Origin of the sequence: Pseudohalioglobus sediminis (assembly GCF_008370495.1) — a bacterium.
Taxonomy (GTDB): domain Bacteria; phylum Pseudomonadota; class Gammaproteobacteria; order Pseudomonadales; family Halieaceae; genus Halioglobus.
Genome location: NZ_VTUX01000004.1, coordinates 115,972 through 131,850, shown reverse-complemented (window position 1 = coordinate 131,850; position 15,879 = coordinate 115,972). Strand labels below are relative to the sequence as shown.

The following is a 15,879-nucleotide window of genomic DNA, read 5'->3' as shown; positions in this document are numbered from 1 at the left end:
CACGCTGGCCAGGCAGCAGCCGACATGGGCACGGCGCGCGGTCAACCACGGCAGGATAATGGAGAATCATGGCAGAGTTCTACGTACAGAATGAGTACTGGTTTGCAGCGGCGCAGCTGGTCCTTGCCATGCTGGGCATGGGCGCCACGCTGACCGGAAAGGACTTTCGCGACCTCGCACGCGAGCCCCTGGCTGTCTCTGTCGGCACGGCCGTGCAGTTGGTGGCGGTACCGCTGACGGCCTACCTGTTCCTCACCCTGCTCGGCGTCCAGGGCGGTGTGGCAGTCGGAATTGCGCTGATCGCGGCCATTCCCGGCGGCACCGTGTCGAATATTTTCACCTTCCTGTCGCGGGGCAACAGCGCACTCTCCATCAGCATTACCGGCATCACCACCTTTGCCTGCCTGCTGACCACACCACTGATTCTCTCCCTGCTGATCAGCCAGCATCTACCCGCCGACTTCACCATGCCGCGAGGCCAAATCATCACAGAAATCGCGCTGACACTGCTGCTGCCGCTGGCGGTGGGCATGGCCTACCTGTATATGTATCCGCGCACGGCGGAGCCCTTCTCCCGCTGGTGCATTCGCGGTTCGCTGCTGGGGATACTGTTTATCGTAGTGGGCTCGGCGATTGCCGGGCGGCTGGACGCGGCCGCTTTCGGCCTGCACAACATACTGCTGGTGACCCTGTTCACGGTGGTGCTGACAGTGATGGCCTGGGGCGTGCCACGGCTGCTGAAACTCGCTTCACCGGATGTTACTGCCATCGAGTTTGAAGTGGTGGTCCGCAACGTCAACCTTGGGGTACTGATCAAGGCCTCGCTGTTTCCCGCCGCCACGGCCAGCACCGCGTCCCTGGGCGACATGGTGCTGTTCAGCCTGCTCTTGTATGGCGCGCTGCAATTGTTGATCGGCGCGCTGTTGATCTGGCTGGCGCGCCGCCAAACTGCCTGATTCCGCCGGCTACTTCACTGGCGGGTAGATTGTTTTCCAGTCGGACTTCATGTCGACGACCGTCCAGCCTTTAGCCTTCGCCTCGTCCAGCCCCTTGTCAAACTTGCCCACGTGGGACTCCCGATCGTAGGCCCACTCGCGTTCGGCGTCGGTGTGGTGCACGTAAAGCGCAAACCGCGCACCATCTCCCGACATGGTGTACTGCAGCATCTGCAGGTCACCGTCGGAATTGCCGAAGGCGGCAATCGGCCGCTGGCCAATGTGCAGGTTGATGGCCACCGGCTTGCCTTCCTTATCATCCACGAAACCGACCTTGGGCTGGCGCACCAGTACACCCTTGCCATCGCGTAATTCAAACTGTGTTTCGATGCTGCTGCCGACCACCTGCTCAGGAGGTATGCCATACACGGCTTCGGTCCAGGGGCGCATGAATTCAATACCGCCGCCAGAGACAATGAACACCTTGAATTCGTTGGCGCGCAGGTAATCGAGTACTTCCAGCATTGGCTGGTACACCATCTCGGTGTACGGGCGTCCGCTGACGGGGTGACGCGCCGTGGTGATCCAGTCACTAACGATGGCGTCAAATTCATCGGTAGTCATGCCGGCATGGGTGGCCATCAAGACCTTCGCCACCGCTTCCATGCCGCCAGCCAGCGCACCTTTGGTGTCGCCCTTGAGCAAAGCGGCAAAAGGTTCCTGTGTTTTCCACTCCGGGCGCTGCGGCGCCAATGCTTTTACCCGGTCGAGCGCAAACGCCAGTTGCGTATACATAGGCTGTTCAACCCACAAGGTACCGTCATTGTCGAAAGTGGCGATACGCTGCGCTGCCGGCACGAAGGCCGCGGACTGGGTATCGGTGACCTGTTCAACAAAAGCGATGATGGACGCCTTCGCCTCGCCCTCGTTCCAGGACGGCAGCGGGTCCGCTGCATGGGCCTGCAGCGGGCCCAGCAAGAGTACGAATGCGGTGAAGGCCACGGACACGACCGTGTTCAGCAAGCAGTGGGGTTTCATTTTTGTAGAGCTCCGTTATAAAAGTGCGCTGTTCACGTAGGAAGATAGATCAGGATGACCCGCTCAGCCATGTGTCACATCAGTACCCTCCGCGGATCACGCGTTAGCGTACACCACTGCGGGCCATGCCGCGTGCTGTGAAGTGCCTGTCGTCACGGTCGACGCCATTGCGGAACTCACCGGGGATAGGCTTGCCATTGAGGTTATAAATCCCCTGCAGCAGGTCATAGGCCCCGGAAGCCGAAGCGCCGGACTTGCGGTCGTACAGCCGCGCGGAATAGGTGTAGCTGACACGCCACAGTGCGCCTTTGCCGTCGTAGGTTTCGCCGGCCAGCGCAGTCCAGGTGTCCTCGTCGATATACAGTCGCCGCTTGCTGTACAGGTGGCGAACGCCCGGCTTGAGTGTGCCCTCCACCACCCAGACCCGGCGTTTCTCCCAGCGCACGAATTCCGGAGCCAGGAATTTTTCACCGAGCAGGTCCTCGACTCGCTGCTCGAACAGCAGCGCATAGTTCGACGCCGGCACCAGTTTCTCCTGCTTGCCCAGTAGTTCCCAGTCGTAGCGCTCGGGCGAGCCGTTCCAGATACCGGCATCGTCATAGGTCGAAGTGCCGGCCACCGCCGGGTTGGGCGTATCGAAGGCCACCGCGGGCGCCAGCCGCACGCGGCGCTGGCCGGTGAGGTACTGCCACGCCTGCCGGCCCTTGCCCGCGGTGTAGTCCGAACCGGGCTCGTGCACCAGCAAGATCTCGCCCGCGCGCCGGGCCGGCGCCTTGTAATCAATACGCAGCTTGGCCCAGGCCTTGTCACCGACCTCTTCGTCCGGGGCGGCAAAAGCGGGAAAAATCGAGGTAGAGAAGGCCGTGGTGGAAAGCACCGGCTTGCCATTGGAACCCACGTAATACACGTCGTAGGTTTGCGATGCCGGCTCCGCGTAGCGCACCATGTGGTTCCACAGCACTTCCAGTCCCGATTGCGGAACCGGGAACGGAACGCCGGGAAGGTTGCCCTCGATCTTCTGCCCCCCGGCTACCAGCTGGGCGCCCGTGGCGTTTTTGCGGGTATTGGCGTAGTACCAGTCGGGCGCTTCTGCTGTGCGTTTGCTGGGGTACACCAGCATGCGGAATCCGTGCTGGCCAAGCTTGCGAAACATCTCCCGGGTACCCTCTGTGAGTACCGGCTCATGTTCGCCCCAGTTGTCCGCTGTCACGGTGTAGAGCGGCGCCTCGCCGGCATAGGGGTCGGGGTAGTGGTCGGACCCGGGAACAAAATTATCCGGGATAACCAGGTTCTGCGGTGACCAGGCGGGAATACTGCCGTCGGCGTTGCCGGCCCGCTCCGCGCCCATTGGCGTCAGCGTCGCATCCAGCTGCGCTGCCTCTTCCACGCTTACCGCTGCTGACGCGCTGCAGGAAAACGCAAGCGCTCCCGCCAGCAACGCGAGTTGCCTGCCGATAGATGTCATAGTCGCCTTCCTTATTGTTGTTCAAGGGCCGGGGTGGCCTGCCCATTATCCGGCTCTGCCAGCGATAAGCTACCGTCTTTGTTGGCTGAGAGTTCCAGCAGGCGCACACCACTGTGGTGCTCAAGTTGCAGCCCCCGCGCAGCGTGCTCCAGTGAGCTGGCCAGACCGGAGGCAAGCACTCGCTGGTAGTAGGGCAGGCTGCGCTCGTAGTGTGGCAGGTCTGAAGACAAGGTTGCAGCGGAGCGCAGCCTGTCGCGGAAGGCCTGTTCAAAGGCAAGCAGCCCATCCAGAACGGCCGGCCGCTCCACCAGGTCAGGCGCGGGATTAATTTGCCAGGTAGCGTCGACGCGCAGCATGCAGCTGGCTGCGTAGTCGCTCCAGCGCTGCGGACGCCACTCCGCCGGCGCGACCAGGGAGAGCTGCCAGCGCTGGTCCCGGTAGTACAGGTGGTAGGTGGGGCCGGGCCGGGGTTTGAAACGAAAATCCGCAGACAAAACCAGCAGGCCGCAGAGATAGTGCGCCAGCAGTGTCTCGACATCCGCTGCAGGTGTCGCCGCCGTGCGCCACTGTTGCAGTTCCGCAAGCTGCGGCAGCGCCGCCTTACCCTGGGGGTTGGGTTGCGCCTGCTTGCTCACCCGGCTCGCAGCCGGCTTGTGTACCTGACGCTCAACCACACTGCGACCCCCGGTTCTTGCTGCGGCGACAGCGCTCGGAACAGTAAATGACGTTCGCCCAGTCGCGACACCACTTCTTGCGCCAGGAAAACGGCCGCTCGCATACAGGACATATCTTGCTCGGTAATCTGTCTTTCTTCACCTGTGAGCATACGCGAGCAAGGTCAGTACAGTTCACAAGCGAGCTGCCGGGCGCTCCTCATCCACGGTGGGATAGATGGCGTAAACTACACACAGTACAGCGTACTTGTCACGTCGTGCATATTGGGCCGGGAGGATTTCGCACCGCGATGGACACCACCACCGCCAGCCGCCGCAGGCAGGATGGAACCTGCCCGTTTTGCAAGCGGGAGTTGCCGCTCACGTTTCACCACCTCATTCCGAAGAAGGTGCATCGCCGCAAGCGTTTTCGCAAGCTCTACACGCGCCAGGAGCTGGCCCGTGGCATCTACGTTTGCAGGGACTGTCATGACGGCATCCACTGTGCCTACGGCGAACTCGAACTGGCGCAACGCTTCGCAACACCGGAAGCACTCGCTGCGGACCCTGCTCTCGATCGCCACTTCCACTGGCTGAGCAAACGGCGCCGCGGGGCAACGCAGTAACCACGCTGTTCCCCGCCCCGATTACAAAACGATTACAGCGAACTGCACCGTCAGGCAGCGTCGCCCGACGCGAGCGGCTATACTCGCACCATGAGCGCCAATAATACTTATAGAACCGCCAACGAAGCCCACACCCTGCTGGATACACCAGAATTTCTCGCCGAGCTTGAGCGCGTTGCCAGCAGCGCGGGAAAGGACATGGAGCAGGCGCGCAAGCACGCACGCAAATGCCTGCGGGAGATGGCGGCCACGCCCCGCGATTCCTGGCTCGCGCCGGCCGCGAAGCTGGCGCGGTTTATCTACACGCGCAGCTACGAGCCGGAGCTGGACATCAACCAGGACGCACTGGAGAAGTTGCGCGAAGAATCGCAGGACCAACTACTGCTGTTTCTGTGGTCGCACAAATCCCACATGGACAGTTTCGTGTTCCTGCTGTCCCTGTACGACAACCACTTCAAGCCCCTGCCGCTGGTCTTTGCCGGCATCAACATGAATTTCCTGGGCTTTGGCGCGCTGGCCAGGCGGGTTGGCGCGATCTTCCTGCGCCGCAGCTTCCAGGATGATGACATCTATAAACTGGTGTTCCGCTATTACATCGACTTTCTCATACGCAATCGCCTGCCACTGACCTGGTCGATCGAGGGAACCCGATCCCGCACTGGCAAGCTGTCTCCGCCAAAGCTGGGGATTCTCAACTGGGTACTGGAGGCTTGCGAGCGCGAGAACATGCGCGATGTGAAACTGGTGCCGGTCTCCATCGCCTTCGACCGCATTGCCGAGATCGACGACTACGTGGCGCTGCAGCGAGGCCTGCCCAAGCGCAAGGAATCCCTGCGCTGGTTCCTCAACTACATATTCGGCATGAAAGAACTGTACGGCAAAATCTATGTGCGCTTTGCCGAACCCGTGGCTCTGCAAAGTACAACGCAGCTGGCGGACAGTGGCGCCGCCGGAGACGGACCCTCGCTGCCCACACGGCTGGCCTTCGAGGTCTGCACACGCATGGAGCAGATCACGCCAATCAAGTCAGCGGACGTACTGACCATGGTATTGCTCGGCGCCAATGGCAGGGCGCTCAGTAACGCGGAGATATTCCAGCAGTCTCGCGAAATCGCCGAACTGGTGGCACAGCGCGGCCTGCCGGTGGCCCGCGGCTTCAGCTTCGCGAATGAGGAACAGGTCGCCGCAGCGGTACTGTCGCTGCGTGGTTCGCGCCTGGTAAAAGCCTTTGAAAAAGGCGCCACCCCCGTCTTCTACATCCAGGGTGATCAGCAGCTGGCCGCGGCGTATTACCGCAACACCATCACGCACTACTTCCTCGCCGCCGCCTTCGGCGAAATCGTACTGGCGATGAGCGTTGACGATGTCACGCTGCCAGGCGAAGAGGAGCTGCGTGTTCGGGTTGAGCAACTGCGGGACCTGTTCAAGTTCGAGTTCTTCTTTCGCCCGCGCGATGAGTTCTGGGAAGATGTGCTGACCGAGACCACGCGGCACTACCCGCACTGGCAACGCGGTGACACGTCCCTGCGCAAGCAACTCAAGCAGCGCCCACCGCGATTTGGTCATGCCATCATGCGCTCGCTGGCAGAGGCCTACCACGTGCTGGCCACAACCTTGCATGCACTGGGCGCAGCAGCCGTGATCGATCGCAAGCGCTTCACCACTGAATTGCTCGAACAGGCTGAGGAGATGCTGCTGCGAAGGCAGATCAGCGGCGAATCAGCGATATCAAAAGATTTGTTCACCACCGGGCTGCAACTGGCGGAACACCGGCACCTGCTGGGTGCTGCCAAAACCGATTTATCGTCCGCGAGAGACCTGTTCCTGCTTGAAACCCGGCAGACCCTCGACGCCATCAACCTGCTGCAGGAAAGCTACGATCACGCCTGGTTTGAGCGCCCTGGCGACAAATAAGCTCAGGTAAGGACTTTCGCCGGAGGGGCTACAAAGCCGGCGCGTTCAGGCTCCCGCTTCGCCGGCCCTGGACTCGTTCGCGGCCAGCATGCGCATGGTATCCATGCGCAGGCATATGTAGTGATGCCGTGCGGCTGCCGCATCACCCTTGGCCAGCACCAGCGCATCGCGCCAGGTGCGTTCATCGCGCTGGCCGGAATCCACCTCATTGGCGGCGATAGCATGGTAGTCGTCTTCGGGGGTTTGCCGCCCGCGGCGGTTCAGGGGAGTAGCGGCCATGGCGCCACTACGGGAAGTCTCACCGGAGCCAGCAGGCGGTGCAAGCTGTGATGCCGGTTCCTGTTTGGCCAGGGCTTCGGCACGCATTGATAGATACAGGTACTTGGCGGCAAGGCGGTCGTTGTCTGCCAGGCTCAAGGCCTGCTTCCAGAGCTGGCCTACCACCTTGCCGGCTTCGAACTCCCTGGAGGCAGCCATGTACTGTTCAACTTCAGGCAACATCGGCTCTTATCCCCAAGGGATCATGATGGCAGCGTCTGCGTGGCTCTAATCATCCTGAATCCTCGGCCCTCGTCTGATTGACATCCCCGGACCGCCCCTGGCGCCCTGGAATATGGCGGGCAACCTGCGGCCAGTACCACATTGTCTGCGCTGCTCGTTTTTTAAGCAACCGCGAGAATTAACCCATCGTGGTTATGTGGGACGCCCACCTTTTTCATGGGTACTACCCGACCTGGCCGGCCGAGCAGCCCGGGCAGGGAAATGCCGCATACAGTCGCCTGGCATGTCACCCGGCCGGGTGACTAACGACAGCGATTTCAGGGGGTACCGGAGCGTTTGTGGCGCACCAAAGAAAAGGGCCGACCCACTCACGTGGGCCGGCCCCGGTATGCCGAAATTGCGCGCTTACCTGCTGAAGTTGTAGGTAATCTCCGCACCGTATACGCGACCCTTGGCCAGGGGTGAGAACGTACCGCCCAGGGCCACGGGGCCGAGCACATCTGGCAGTTGGGTATCACCACCGTGCTTGACCTCATCCAACAGGTTGCGGCCATAAAGCGAGAACACCCAGCTACCACTGTTGGAATAGAAGTCCAGTCCCGCGTCGAGGATATCCTGCTCCAGGATATAACCGAGGTTGTTGTCCGTGTAGAAGGCCTCATCGCGGTTGGCGTAGTTGATACGCGCAGTGGCAAAGCCCCAGTCACCCAGGCTCATGTCGTAGTTGAGGCCCACGCTCCAGGTCCATTCCGGGGCCCGTGGCAGGTCCAGGTCCTTGTCCTTGCCATCCACCATACCGTCGCCGTTGAGGTCGAACCTGACCGAGTCGTAACTGGCATCGATATACCCCATGGAAGCCAGCAACAGCAGGTCATCGGTCAGGGCAAAGGTACCGTCTATTTCCAGGCCCCAGATGGTCGCATCCGCCGTGTTGTCGATGATCTGCACCACGCCCGATGTCGCATCCGCGAGGTTGACCTCGCGCTGCATGTCCCCGATATCATTGTAGAAAACAGCGGCGTTCAGGCGGCCCCAGTCTTGTTGTGACTTGTAGCCGATCTCGTAGCTGTCGACCTGCTCTTCATCAAAGGGGCCGGGTGCCGCGGTGGGGCTGGTATTGCGCAGGTTGTAGCCGCCAGAACGGAAGCCGCGGCTCCAGTGGGCGTAGAGTTGGGTGGCGTCACTCAGGGCATAACCAAAGCCTATCTTGGGGGCAAAGGTATCCCAGGTCTCATCATCCTTGAAGTCGAGCGCACAGTTGTTCGAACTGACGATGTTACAGCGCGTATCCGTACCGGTGATGGGGTTCGCATACACCGGTGTGCCGCTGCCGATGGTGCCCGGGATGTCGAGCACATTGGTGTTCAGTGCCAGTGTGGCGATCTCCGCGCTCTTCTCCTCCGAGGACCAGCGCGCACCCACCGTAAACGAGAGGCGGTCAGTGAGGTCGTAGTCCATGGCGGCGAAGAAGGCCAGGGTTTCCACGTCGTAGAGGCCGCCGCCATCCTGTATCTGGAAGGAAATGTCATCGCTCAGAGCTCCCCCTGTTACCGAGGCGGTGAGCGCCCCCAGCAGGTCGCGGCGCTCGTGGTACTCAATGTCATTCTCGAACCAGTACACGCCGGTGGTGATATTGGCATTGCCAAACTGCCCGTTGTAGCGCAGTTCGAAGCTGTTCTGTTCGGCAACCAGGTCTGCAGGTGCATGGAACAGAGCCACCGGCTGAGCGTCGATGTCCGACGCGGAGTGGGCTTCTGAATCCCGCCAGCCGTAAAGCGCGGTAATGGTGCCATCACCGAAATCGACGTCGTAGTTGAATTCTGCCGTGAGGAAGTCTGTTTCGTTATCCTGGAAGCCCACCAGGTCGTAATTGGCATCAAAGCTGTCGCGCTTGGCATTGAAAGGCGTGCCCGGGACGCCACTGCCATTGGTGTGTGACTGCGCCACCGGGCCGTCGCCCTCGATGTCTGTATTCTCGTAGCGCACCACCAACTCGGCGCGGTCGGTAGGCGCCCACACCAGGGTGCCGCGGACCATCATTTGCTCGATCGCCTGCACATCGCTGCCATCGAACTGGTTCTCGTGCCAGCCTTCGTCGTCGTTCCAGTAGGCCGTCAGCTTGAGGCCCAGGGTGTCGGTAACCGGGCCGCCGATGCTGCCCATCAGGTAGGTATTGATACCGCCGTCACCCCCGGTGTCTACCGCACCGCGCAGTGTGACATCCAGCGTCTCGCCGGGCTTCTTGGTGTTCATCAGGATGGCGCCGCCGGTCACGTTGCGACCGAAGAGAATGCCCTGCGGGCCGCGCAGGACTTCGATACTCTCCAGGTCGAAAACGTCAAAAATAATACCGTTGTTCACGCCGAGGTAAACCCCGTTGACGAACACGCCTACGGTTGGGTCAATGGAGGGGATGGAGCTGTTGATACCCAATCCACGGATAGCGAAGTTGGCTGTACCCCGGGTGGTGCCCACGTCATCCAGCGCCACGTTGGGCATGCCCACGGCGAGGTTGGTCAGGTCGCGTACCTTCAGCGCCTCAATCTGGTTGGAGTTGAAGGCACTGATGGAGAGCGGCACATCCTGTGCGCCTTCTTCCCGTTTACGTGCGGTGACGATAACTTCTTCCAGTAGCGCGGCAGAGCCACGTTGCGCCGCGACCGGCTGCGACACAGACGTCGCGCCAACGGCAACAGCCACGGCCAGCGCCAAAGGCATACCGGCACGGAAAGAAGGGACGGATTGCGTGTATTTGTTCATCAAGCGGTTCCTCGCTGCATTTTCGTATAGTTATATTGGCTGCCCGCGTGGTTGAGGTGATGCCCCCTTGCCCAGCACGAACGTCCAGCTCTGGATGCTGTCCTGAGCATGCCCAAGAAGATAGGCTGATACAAGTGTGCGTATTTCACGTTTTTGATAGCGGCTACTGCACAGGAGGGCGGCGCCGGCTCTTGTCTTTGCGCATCGCAAAACGTTGCCAGACAGCTGGCAGCGCGCTACTTTATCGATCACCGACGTCACCCTGGACAAACGTCCCGTGCATTACGCGCACCCTTACACCGGCTCCCACAGCTTCACATACCGGCTGTTCTGTTGTTTGCTGCCCTGCCTGATCATGCTCGGCGCCGCGCCAGTTCTCGCCAGCCAGCAAAACGTGAGCTTGCTGGTGGATACCCGCGAGTTGGCGCTTTCGGTGGTGCAGGGCAAACAGGTAATACAGGTTTTCGACAACATCGCCATCGGCAGCAATGGCGCCACCTGGAACAAACAGCAGGGTGACGAAAAAACGCCGCTGGGCGAATTCCGCATCACCGAAGTCAGGCGCAGCGACCGCTTCGTTATCTTCATTGCCATTGATTACCCGAACCTGGATCACGCCCAACGCGCACTGGATGAGCAGCGCATCTCGATGGAGACCTACACGGCAGTGAAAAACGCGTTTGCCCGCGGCCGCCCACCGCCCCAGGAGACGCGCCTGGGCGGACACATCGGCATTCATGGACTCGGCAGTGGGGACCCTGAAGTACACCAGAGCTTCAACTGGACCAACGGCTGCATCGCACTAACCAATGAGCAACTGGCGGAACTGCTGCCCTGGCTCGCGCCGGGCACGCGGGTGGTGATTCGCTGATTCCGTCATCCGCCTGCGCCACGGTTTGGCGCCGTAAAATGCAGCGTTGCGCGGGCCGGCAATTCTGCTAATGTTCGCCTATGGCTGTATTTCAGCCAAGCCCACTGAACTGGGCAGACCGGGCCGCAGGGGCGGCAACCATTTGCAAGGAGAAGACCATGAACCAATCTTTTAAACGCGCCGCGATGCTGACCGTTGTGTTGTCCGCCGCGGGCCTGGCCGGCTGCGCCAGCACCGGCGACATCGACGAACTGCGCGCTGACCTGGCCGCTGCCAACAGCGCCGCTGAGCAGGCTGCAGCAGATGCCGCCAGCGCGAAAGCAGATGCTGCCGCAGCCAGGGCCGCCGCAGAGGCCGCCCAGACTTCTGCTGCGGAGACCAACGAAAAGCTGGATCGCATGTTCAAGAAGTCAATGTACAAGTAAGCAAGGCCGGCTCAACATCACCGTGAGCGCCTGAAACGGCGCCCACGGTGAAATCACTACCGCTCCACTCTGGAAACAACTTCCGGCAGGCCACTGCGTCGCGCCAGCACATCAGCTACCGCCGCCTCATCCAGTTGTGCAAAACGCTTCGCCAACACGGCATCCAGCACCCGCGTCAACTCCTCGTCCAGCTCCGCCATATCCATGTCATATTCTTCCAGCGGTGGATGTACCTCCACGTATAGCTCACCGCCGTACCAACCGGCCTTGACCGGCTGGTTGATGATTTGCACCGGCGTGCCCACAGGCACCTGCGGGAACAGGTATTCGATATCCTCCGGCAACATACGGATACAGCCATGTGATACACGCATGCCGACGCCGAAGGCCTTGTTGGTGCCGTGTATCAGGTAGCTGGGAATTGCCAGGCGCATGGCATAACGCCCCAGGGGATTATCCGGGCCGGGCGGCACCACACGGGGCAGCGGATCGCCCTCCCGCGCGTGCTCCTCGCGCACGGATTGCGGTGGGTACCAGGGCGGGTCTTTTTTCTTTTCGGTGATGCGCGTCTCCCCGAGGGGCGTATTCCAGTCCATCCGGCCGATGCTGACCGGATAGGTCTGCACCTGTGCCGGTTCGCCTGCAGCGGGCTCAGGGAAATAATAAATACGCATTTCGGGCAGGTTCAGCACCAGCCCCTTGCGCGGCACGTCCGGCAATATATAGCGGGAGGGAATCGTAACCAGCGTACCCGTACCGGGTAACCAGCGATCGACATCCGGGTTGGCGTTGACGATTTCCTCCTGGCCAATGCCATGGCGGCGGGCGATGTCCAGCAGTGTGTCCTCGAATTCCGCCGCGATTTCCAGCTGATAGCCCACCAGGTCGAATTCCCCGGTGGGCATATCGAAAGTCGCCGACTGCGCCCAGGGGGACAGTGCCAGTACCAATATACAAATCCAGTGCTTCATAGGCAGACAATAGTAGCGCCTCCGGCGTTTGGAAAAAATGGTTTGTCCACGGGGTGAAACTGGCTGGTCATCAGGTCATTAGCCCCTGTGCGAAATGTGGTTTATTCTTAGAAGAGGAAGCCGACATACCCAAGATAATAATGAGGAGTGCTATCCATGCGCCGAATGCCTGTCAACGATGCCTTTTTCCTGATGCTGGAATCCCGCCGCACCCCCATGCACGTTGGCGGGCTCAACCTGTTCACGCTACCCAAGGACGTGGACGACGCTTCCTTCCTCGGCAAAATCGGCGATATCCTGCGCTACGACGGCGAGCTGCGCAGGCCCTTCGGGGAAAAACTCAAAACCGGCCCGCTAGGTATTGCCGGCAATGTTTACTGGGAGGATGACGAAGAACTGGACATGGAGTACCACGTCCGGCACTCGGCGTTACCCAAACCCGGCCGCTACCGGGAGCTGTTTTCGCTGGTATCGCGGCTGCACGGCAGCTTGTTGGACCGCTCACGACCACTGTGGGAGATGCACCTCATAGAAGGCCTGCAGAACCGCCAGTTCGCCACCTACTTCAAGGCCCACCATTGCGCCATCGACGGGGTTGGCGCCATGCACCTGATGATGAGCATGTACTCCACCAACGCGCGCAACAAGGTCAAACTGTCGCCGCTCTCCTATGAAGCCTACCAGGCTTACAAGCAGCAAATCGAAGCCGGCAAGCAGGCAAATATCCGGCCGCGCAATGAGGAGGTGCGGGCTATCTCTGACGTACTGCGCGAACAACTGGGCGGCACCGTCAACGTGGCCAGGGCTGTACAGGACATGGCCTCGGTATGGATGGGGCGCAACACCGGGGTATCGGTACCATTCCACAAAGTACCGCGTTCCGCCCTCAGCACGCAGCTGACCGGTGCGCGCCGCTTCGTGGCACAGTCCTGGGATTTCGCCCGGGTGCGGGCAGTGGGTAAGGCCTTTGGCGGCACCCTCAACGATGCGGTAATGGCCATGTGCGCTGGCGCCCTGCGTAAACAGCTACAGGCGCAGCGGGCGCTGCCCAAGCACTCCCTGAAAGCCATGGCGCCGGTATCCCTGCGCGCTGCGGGTGATATCGACTCCGCCAATGCCATCGGCATGGTCTGTGTCGACCTCGCCACCAACCTGCGCGACCCGGCGCGGCGCATGCGCACCATCAAGGAATCCATGGATGCCGCCAAGGCGCAACTGGAACAACTGACGCCCAGGGAAATCCAGATCTACACCGGCATCAGCCAGGCGCCAATGCTGTTCACCCAGCTGCTGGGATTGGGCAGCCGCTTTCCCGCCTTCAGCACCGTGATATCCAATGTTCCGGGACCGCGCGAAAAGCGTTACTGGAACGGCGCCCGACTGGACGGTATGTACCCCGTGTCCATCCCTTTCGATGGCGCCGCGGTGAACTTCACCCTGGTCAGCAATTTCGACAAACTGGATTTCGGCATCATCGCCTGCCGCCGCTCAGTGCCTCACGTGCAGAACCTGATCGAACACATGGAAGAAGCCCTGGTGGAACTGGAGGACGCCGCCGGGCTGCGCACACCAAGCGGTCGTCGACGCAAGGCACCCAAGCGCAAGGCCAGTCGCCCGAAACAGGCCAAAACCGCGAAGTAATCACCTGCCATAGTAGCTGCGAAGACCGGCGCATGCAGCGCCGGTCTGCCGCCGTAGAACACCTCAGTCCCCGTCTGCGGGCTCGAGGCTCACATTGATATCGCAACTGATGGTAAGTTGCAGATCCTCGCTCGCCGCCGAGGCGACCAACTCGGCGATTTGCGCCTTGGTCTGGCGCAGCTCGGCGATGCGCCGGTCACCCCAGTCGGTGTCGAGACAGCGCTCGCGACGACTCCAGTTATTGCGGGCGTGGTAGCGGATCTTGTCTTCAATCAGGGTCATCAACACTTCCCGGGCATCGTCGGGGCTGAAGGTACCGCTGATCAGCCGGTATTTCTGCGTTGCTTGGTCTGACATGGTCTTCTCCGTTACAGGTACTTGTCGGTCACCGCACCTTCCGATGCGGAAGCCACGGTGTGCGCAAACTTGGCCAGCAACCCGCGGGTGTAGCGCGGGGGTGGCGGCTGCCAGGCAGCGAGTCGGGCCTGTATCTCGGCCGCACCGAGATTCAGGTTGATACACGAGGTCTCGGCATCAATTTCTATCTCATCACCGTTTTCGACGATGGCGATGGGGCCGCCCTCGCTGGCCTCCGGGGCAATGTGCCCGACCACAAAACCGTGGCTGCCGCCGGAAAAGCGCCCGTCAGTGATCAGCGCCACGTCGGCTCCAAGGCCCTTGCCCATCAGTGCCGAGGTGGGACTGAGCATTTCGCGCATGCCCGGGCCGCCCCGGGGCCCCTCGTAACGGATCACCACGACATCACCCTTGACCACGCCGCCGTCAAGGATCGCCTGCAGGGCCTCTTCCTCGGAATGAAATACCCGGGCCGGCCCCTTGAAGCGCAGGCCTTCCTTGCCGGTGATCTTGGCTACAGAGCCGTCGGGGGCCAGGTTGCCGCGCAGGATCATCAGGTGACTGTCTCGCTTGATGGGCGCATCGAAGCCGCGAATGATGTCCTGCCCCTGTGGATAGGGGGCGACGTCGGCCAGGTTCTCTGCCAGGGTACGGCCGGTTACGGTCATGCAGTCGCCGTGCAAAAGGCCCTGTTGCAACAGCATTTTCATCAACGGCTGAATACCACCGATGGCGATCAACTCGGACATCATGTAGCGCCCGCTGGGGCGCAGGTCGGCCAGCACCGGCACACGTGCGCCGATACGTTCGAAGTCCTCCAGGCCCAGGTCGACATCGATGGCATGTGCCATCGCCAGCAGGTGCAGGACCGCATTGGTGGAACCGCCTAGGGCAATCACTGTGGCAATAGCATTCTCGAAGGCCGCCCTGGTCATGATGTCAGAGGGCTTGAGGTCACGTTCCAGCAGGTCCAGCACTGCGGCGCCGGCGCGGCGACAGTCCTCCGCCTTCGACTGCGATACCGCCTCCTGCGCAGAACTGCCGGGCAGGCTCATGCCCAGTGCCTCAATCGCCGAGGCCATAGTATTGGCGGTGTACATTCCGCCGCAGGAACCGGGCCCGGGTATCGCCGTCTCCTCGATCTGCTTGACGTCGATAAGGCTGAGGTCGCCCCGAGCATGCTGGCCCACGGCCTCGAACACAGAAATAATATCCGTGTGATTCGCGCCCGGCTGGATGGTGCCGCCATAGACGAACACCGACGGACGGTTCAGCCGTGCGAGCCCTATCATGCAGCCGGGCATGTTCTTGTCGCAGCCGCCGATGGCCACCAGGCCATCGAAGCCCTGGCAGCCAGCCACCGCCTCGATGGAGTCGGCGATGACCTCGCGCGAGACCAGCGAGTATTTCATGCCCTCGGTACCGTTGGCGATGCCGTCGGAAATGGTGATCGTATTGAAGATCACGCCCTTCCCGCCCGCCGCGCCGGCGCCTGCGCTCGCCTCTTCAGCGAGCTCGTTGATATGCATGTTGCAGGGCGTGACCTCACTCCAGGTGGAAGCGATGCCCACCTGGGGTCTGGCAAAATCCTCGTCACTGAAGCCGACCGCCCGCAGCATGGCCCGCGCGGGCGCTTTCTCCACGCCATCGACAACTCGCGCCGAATGTTTACGTTTATCTTTCAATGTTCATCTCCAGACCTGTCTGTAAAGTCATACGCGC

15 protein-coding genes are annotated in these 15,879 nt (G+C 61.3%); 6 read left to right on the top strand and 9 right to left on the bottom strand.

Annotation, left to right across the window (positions count from 1 at the left end; translation table 11 throughout):
* Window positions 1–68: 68 nt before the first annotated feature.
* Window positions 69–956 (top strand): bile acid:sodium symporter family protein, encoded by an 888-nt coding sequence (locus tag F0M18_RS10100; RefSeq protein ID WP_149611308.1) that lies wholly within the window; start codon window positions 69–71, stop codon window positions 954–956.
* 9 nt (window positions 957–965) lie between these two features.
* On the opposite strand, the gene F0M18_RS10095 is transcribed toward F0M18_RS10100, so the two are convergent.
* The 4 genes from F0M18_RS10095 to F0M18_RS10085 all read right to left on the bottom strand — a co-directional run bounded on the left by F0M18_RS10095 (window position 966) and on the right by F0M18_RS10085 (window position 4,254).
* A complete protein-coding gene (locus F0M18_RS10095) occupies window positions 966–1,973 on the bottom strand; it encodes an HAD family hydrolase (protein WP_149611307.1) in 1,008 nt (335 codons plus the stop codon).
* A 103-nt stretch (window positions 1,974–2,076) separates the two neighbouring features.
* The gene (locus F0M18_RS10090) at window positions 2,077–3,438 is read right to left on the bottom strand and encodes a DUF1329 domain-containing protein (protein WP_149611306.1); all 1,362 of its coding nucleotides are present in this window, start codon (window positions 3,436–3,438) and stop codon (window positions 2,077–2,079) included.
* A gap of 11 nt (window positions 3,439–3,449) precedes the next feature.
* Entirely contained in the window at window positions 3,450–4,112 is a 663-nt protein-coding gene (locus F0M18_RS19950; protein WP_188109673.1) for a DUF2452 domain-containing protein, read from the bottom strand.
* Entirely contained in the window at window positions 4,105–4,254 is a 150-nt protein-coding gene (locus F0M18_RS10085; protein WP_149611305.1) for a DUF2256 domain-containing protein, read from the bottom strand. The genes F0M18_RS19950 and F0M18_RS10085 overlap by 8 nt, the downstream gene beginning before the upstream one ends.
* A 148-nt stretch (window positions 4,255–4,402) precedes the next feature.
* On the opposite strand from F0M18_RS10085, the gene F0M18_RS10080 reads away from it, so the two are divergent.
* Both F0M18_RS10080 and F0M18_RS10075 read left to right on the top strand, forming a co-directional pair.
* A complete protein-coding gene (locus F0M18_RS10080; protein WP_149611304.1) occupies window positions 4,403–4,717 on the top strand; it encodes a hypothetical protein in 315 nt (104 codons plus the stop codon).
* Window positions 4,718–4,807: 90 nt separating this feature from the next.
* Window positions 4,808–6,631 carry a 1-acyl-sn-glycerol-3-phosphate acyltransferase gene (locus F0M18_RS10075; RefSeq protein WP_149611303.1) on the top strand — a complete coding sequence of 608 codons (1,824 nt, stop codon included), beginning with the start codon at window positions 4,808–4,810 and terminating at the stop codon, window positions 6,629–6,631.
* 45 nt (window positions 6,632–6,676) lie between these two features.
* On the opposite strand, the gene F0M18_RS10070 is transcribed toward F0M18_RS10075, so the two are convergent.
* A complete protein-coding gene (locus tag F0M18_RS10070; protein ID WP_149611302.1) occupies window positions 6,677–7,132 on the bottom strand; it encodes a hypothetical protein in 456 nt (151 codons plus the stop codon).
* 405 nt (window positions 7,133–7,537) lie between these two features.
* The gene (locus tag F0M18_RS10065; protein WP_149611301.1) at window positions 7,538–9,892 is read right to left on the bottom strand and encodes a TonB-dependent receptor; all 2,355 of its coding nucleotides are present in this window, start codon (window positions 9,890–9,892) and stop codon (window positions 7,538–7,540) included.
* Window positions 9,893–10,106: 214 nt separating this feature from the next.
* On the opposite strand from F0M18_RS10065, the gene F0M18_RS10060 reads away from it, so the two are divergent.
* Window positions 10,107–10,763: a L,D-transpeptidase family protein gene (locus tag F0M18_RS10060; protein WP_223177954.1), complete on the top strand. Its 657-nt coding sequence runs from the start codon at window positions 10,107–10,109 to the stop codon at window positions 10,761–10,763.
* A 158-nt stretch (window positions 10,764–10,921) separates the two neighbouring features.
* Window positions 10,922–11,188: an Lpp/OprI family alanine-zipper lipoprotein gene (locus F0M18_RS10055; protein ID WP_223177953.1), complete on the top strand. Its 267-nt coding sequence runs from the start codon at window positions 10,922–10,924 to the stop codon at window positions 11,186–11,188.
* 56 nt (window positions 11,189–11,244) lie between these two features.
* Here the strand turns inward: F0M18_RS10055 and F0M18_RS10050 are convergent, their stop codons facing one another.
* Window positions 11,245–12,138, bottom strand: coding sequence for a L,D-transpeptidase family protein (locus F0M18_RS10050; protein WP_223177952.1), 894 nt, complete (start codon window positions 12,136–12,138; stop codon window positions 11,245–11,247).
* Between the two features lie 177 nt (window positions 12,139–12,315).
* Between F0M18_RS10050 and F0M18_RS10045 the strand changes: the two genes are divergently transcribed.
* Window positions 12,316–13,800, top strand: a complete 1,485-nt coding sequence (locus F0M18_RS10045; protein ID WP_149611298.1) for a WS/DGAT/MGAT family O-acyltransferase — start codon at window positions 12,316–12,318, stop codon at window positions 13,798–13,800.
* Window positions 13,801–13,863: 63 nt separating this feature from the next.
* Here the strand turns inward: F0M18_RS10045 and F0M18_RS10040 are convergent, their stop codons facing one another.
* Together F0M18_RS10040 and ilvD are read right to left on the bottom strand one after the other, a co-directional pair.
* Window positions 13,864–14,157 carry a hypothetical protein gene (locus F0M18_RS10040; RefSeq protein ID WP_149611297.1) on the bottom strand — a complete coding sequence of 98 codons (294 nt, stop codon included), beginning with the start codon at window positions 14,155–14,157 and terminating at the stop codon, window positions 13,864–13,866.
* Window positions 14,158–14,168: 11 nt separating this feature from the next.
* Window positions 14,169–15,842, bottom strand: a complete 1,674-nt coding sequence (gene ilvD, locus F0M18_RS10035; RefSeq protein ID WP_149611296.1) for a dihydroxy-acid dehydratase — start codon at window positions 15,840–15,842, stop codon at window positions 14,169–14,171.
* Window positions 15,843–15,879 lie beyond the last annotated feature (37 nt).

Bases quoted from the DNA above. Each gene is read 5' to 3' on its own strand.
- F0M18_RS10100 (WP_149611308.1), top strand. From the start codon at position 69: ATGGCAGAGTTCTACGTACAGAATGAGTACTGGTTTGCAGCGGCGCAG.
- F0M18_RS10095 (WP_149611307.1), bottom strand. From the start codon at position 1,973: ATGAAACCCCACTGCTTGCTGAACACGGTCGTGTCCGTGGCCTTCACC.
- F0M18_RS10090 (WP_149611306.1), bottom strand. From the start codon at position 3,438: ATGACATCTATCGGCAGGCAACTCGCGTTGCTGGCGGGAGCGCTTGCG.
- F0M18_RS10080 (WP_149611304.1), top strand. From the start codon at position 4,403: ATGGACACCACCACCGCCAGCCGCCGCAGGCAGGATGGAACCTGCCCG.
- F0M18_RS10075 (WP_149611303.1), top strand. From the start codon at position 4,808: ATGAGCGCCAATAATACTTATAGAACCGCCAACGAAGCCCACACCCTG.
- F0M18_RS10070 (WP_149611302.1), bottom strand. From the start codon at position 7,132: ATGTTGCCTGAAGTTGAACAGTACATGGCTGCCTCCAGGGAGTTCGAA.
- F0M18_RS10065 (WP_149611301.1), bottom strand. From the start codon at position 9,892: ATGAACAAATACACGCAATCCGTCCCTTCTTTCCGTGCCGGTATGCCT.
- F0M18_RS10055 (WP_223177953.1), top strand. From the start codon at position 10,922: ATGAACCAATCTTTTAAACGCGCCGCGATGCTGACCGTTGTGTTGTCC.
- F0M18_RS10045 (WP_149611298.1), top strand. From the start codon at position 12,316: ATGCGCCGAATGCCTGTCAACGATGCCTTTTTCCTGATGCTGGAATCC.
- F0M18_RS10040 (WP_149611297.1), bottom strand. From the start codon at position 14,157: ATGTCAGACCAAGCAACGCAGAAATACCGGCTGATCAGCGGTACCTTC.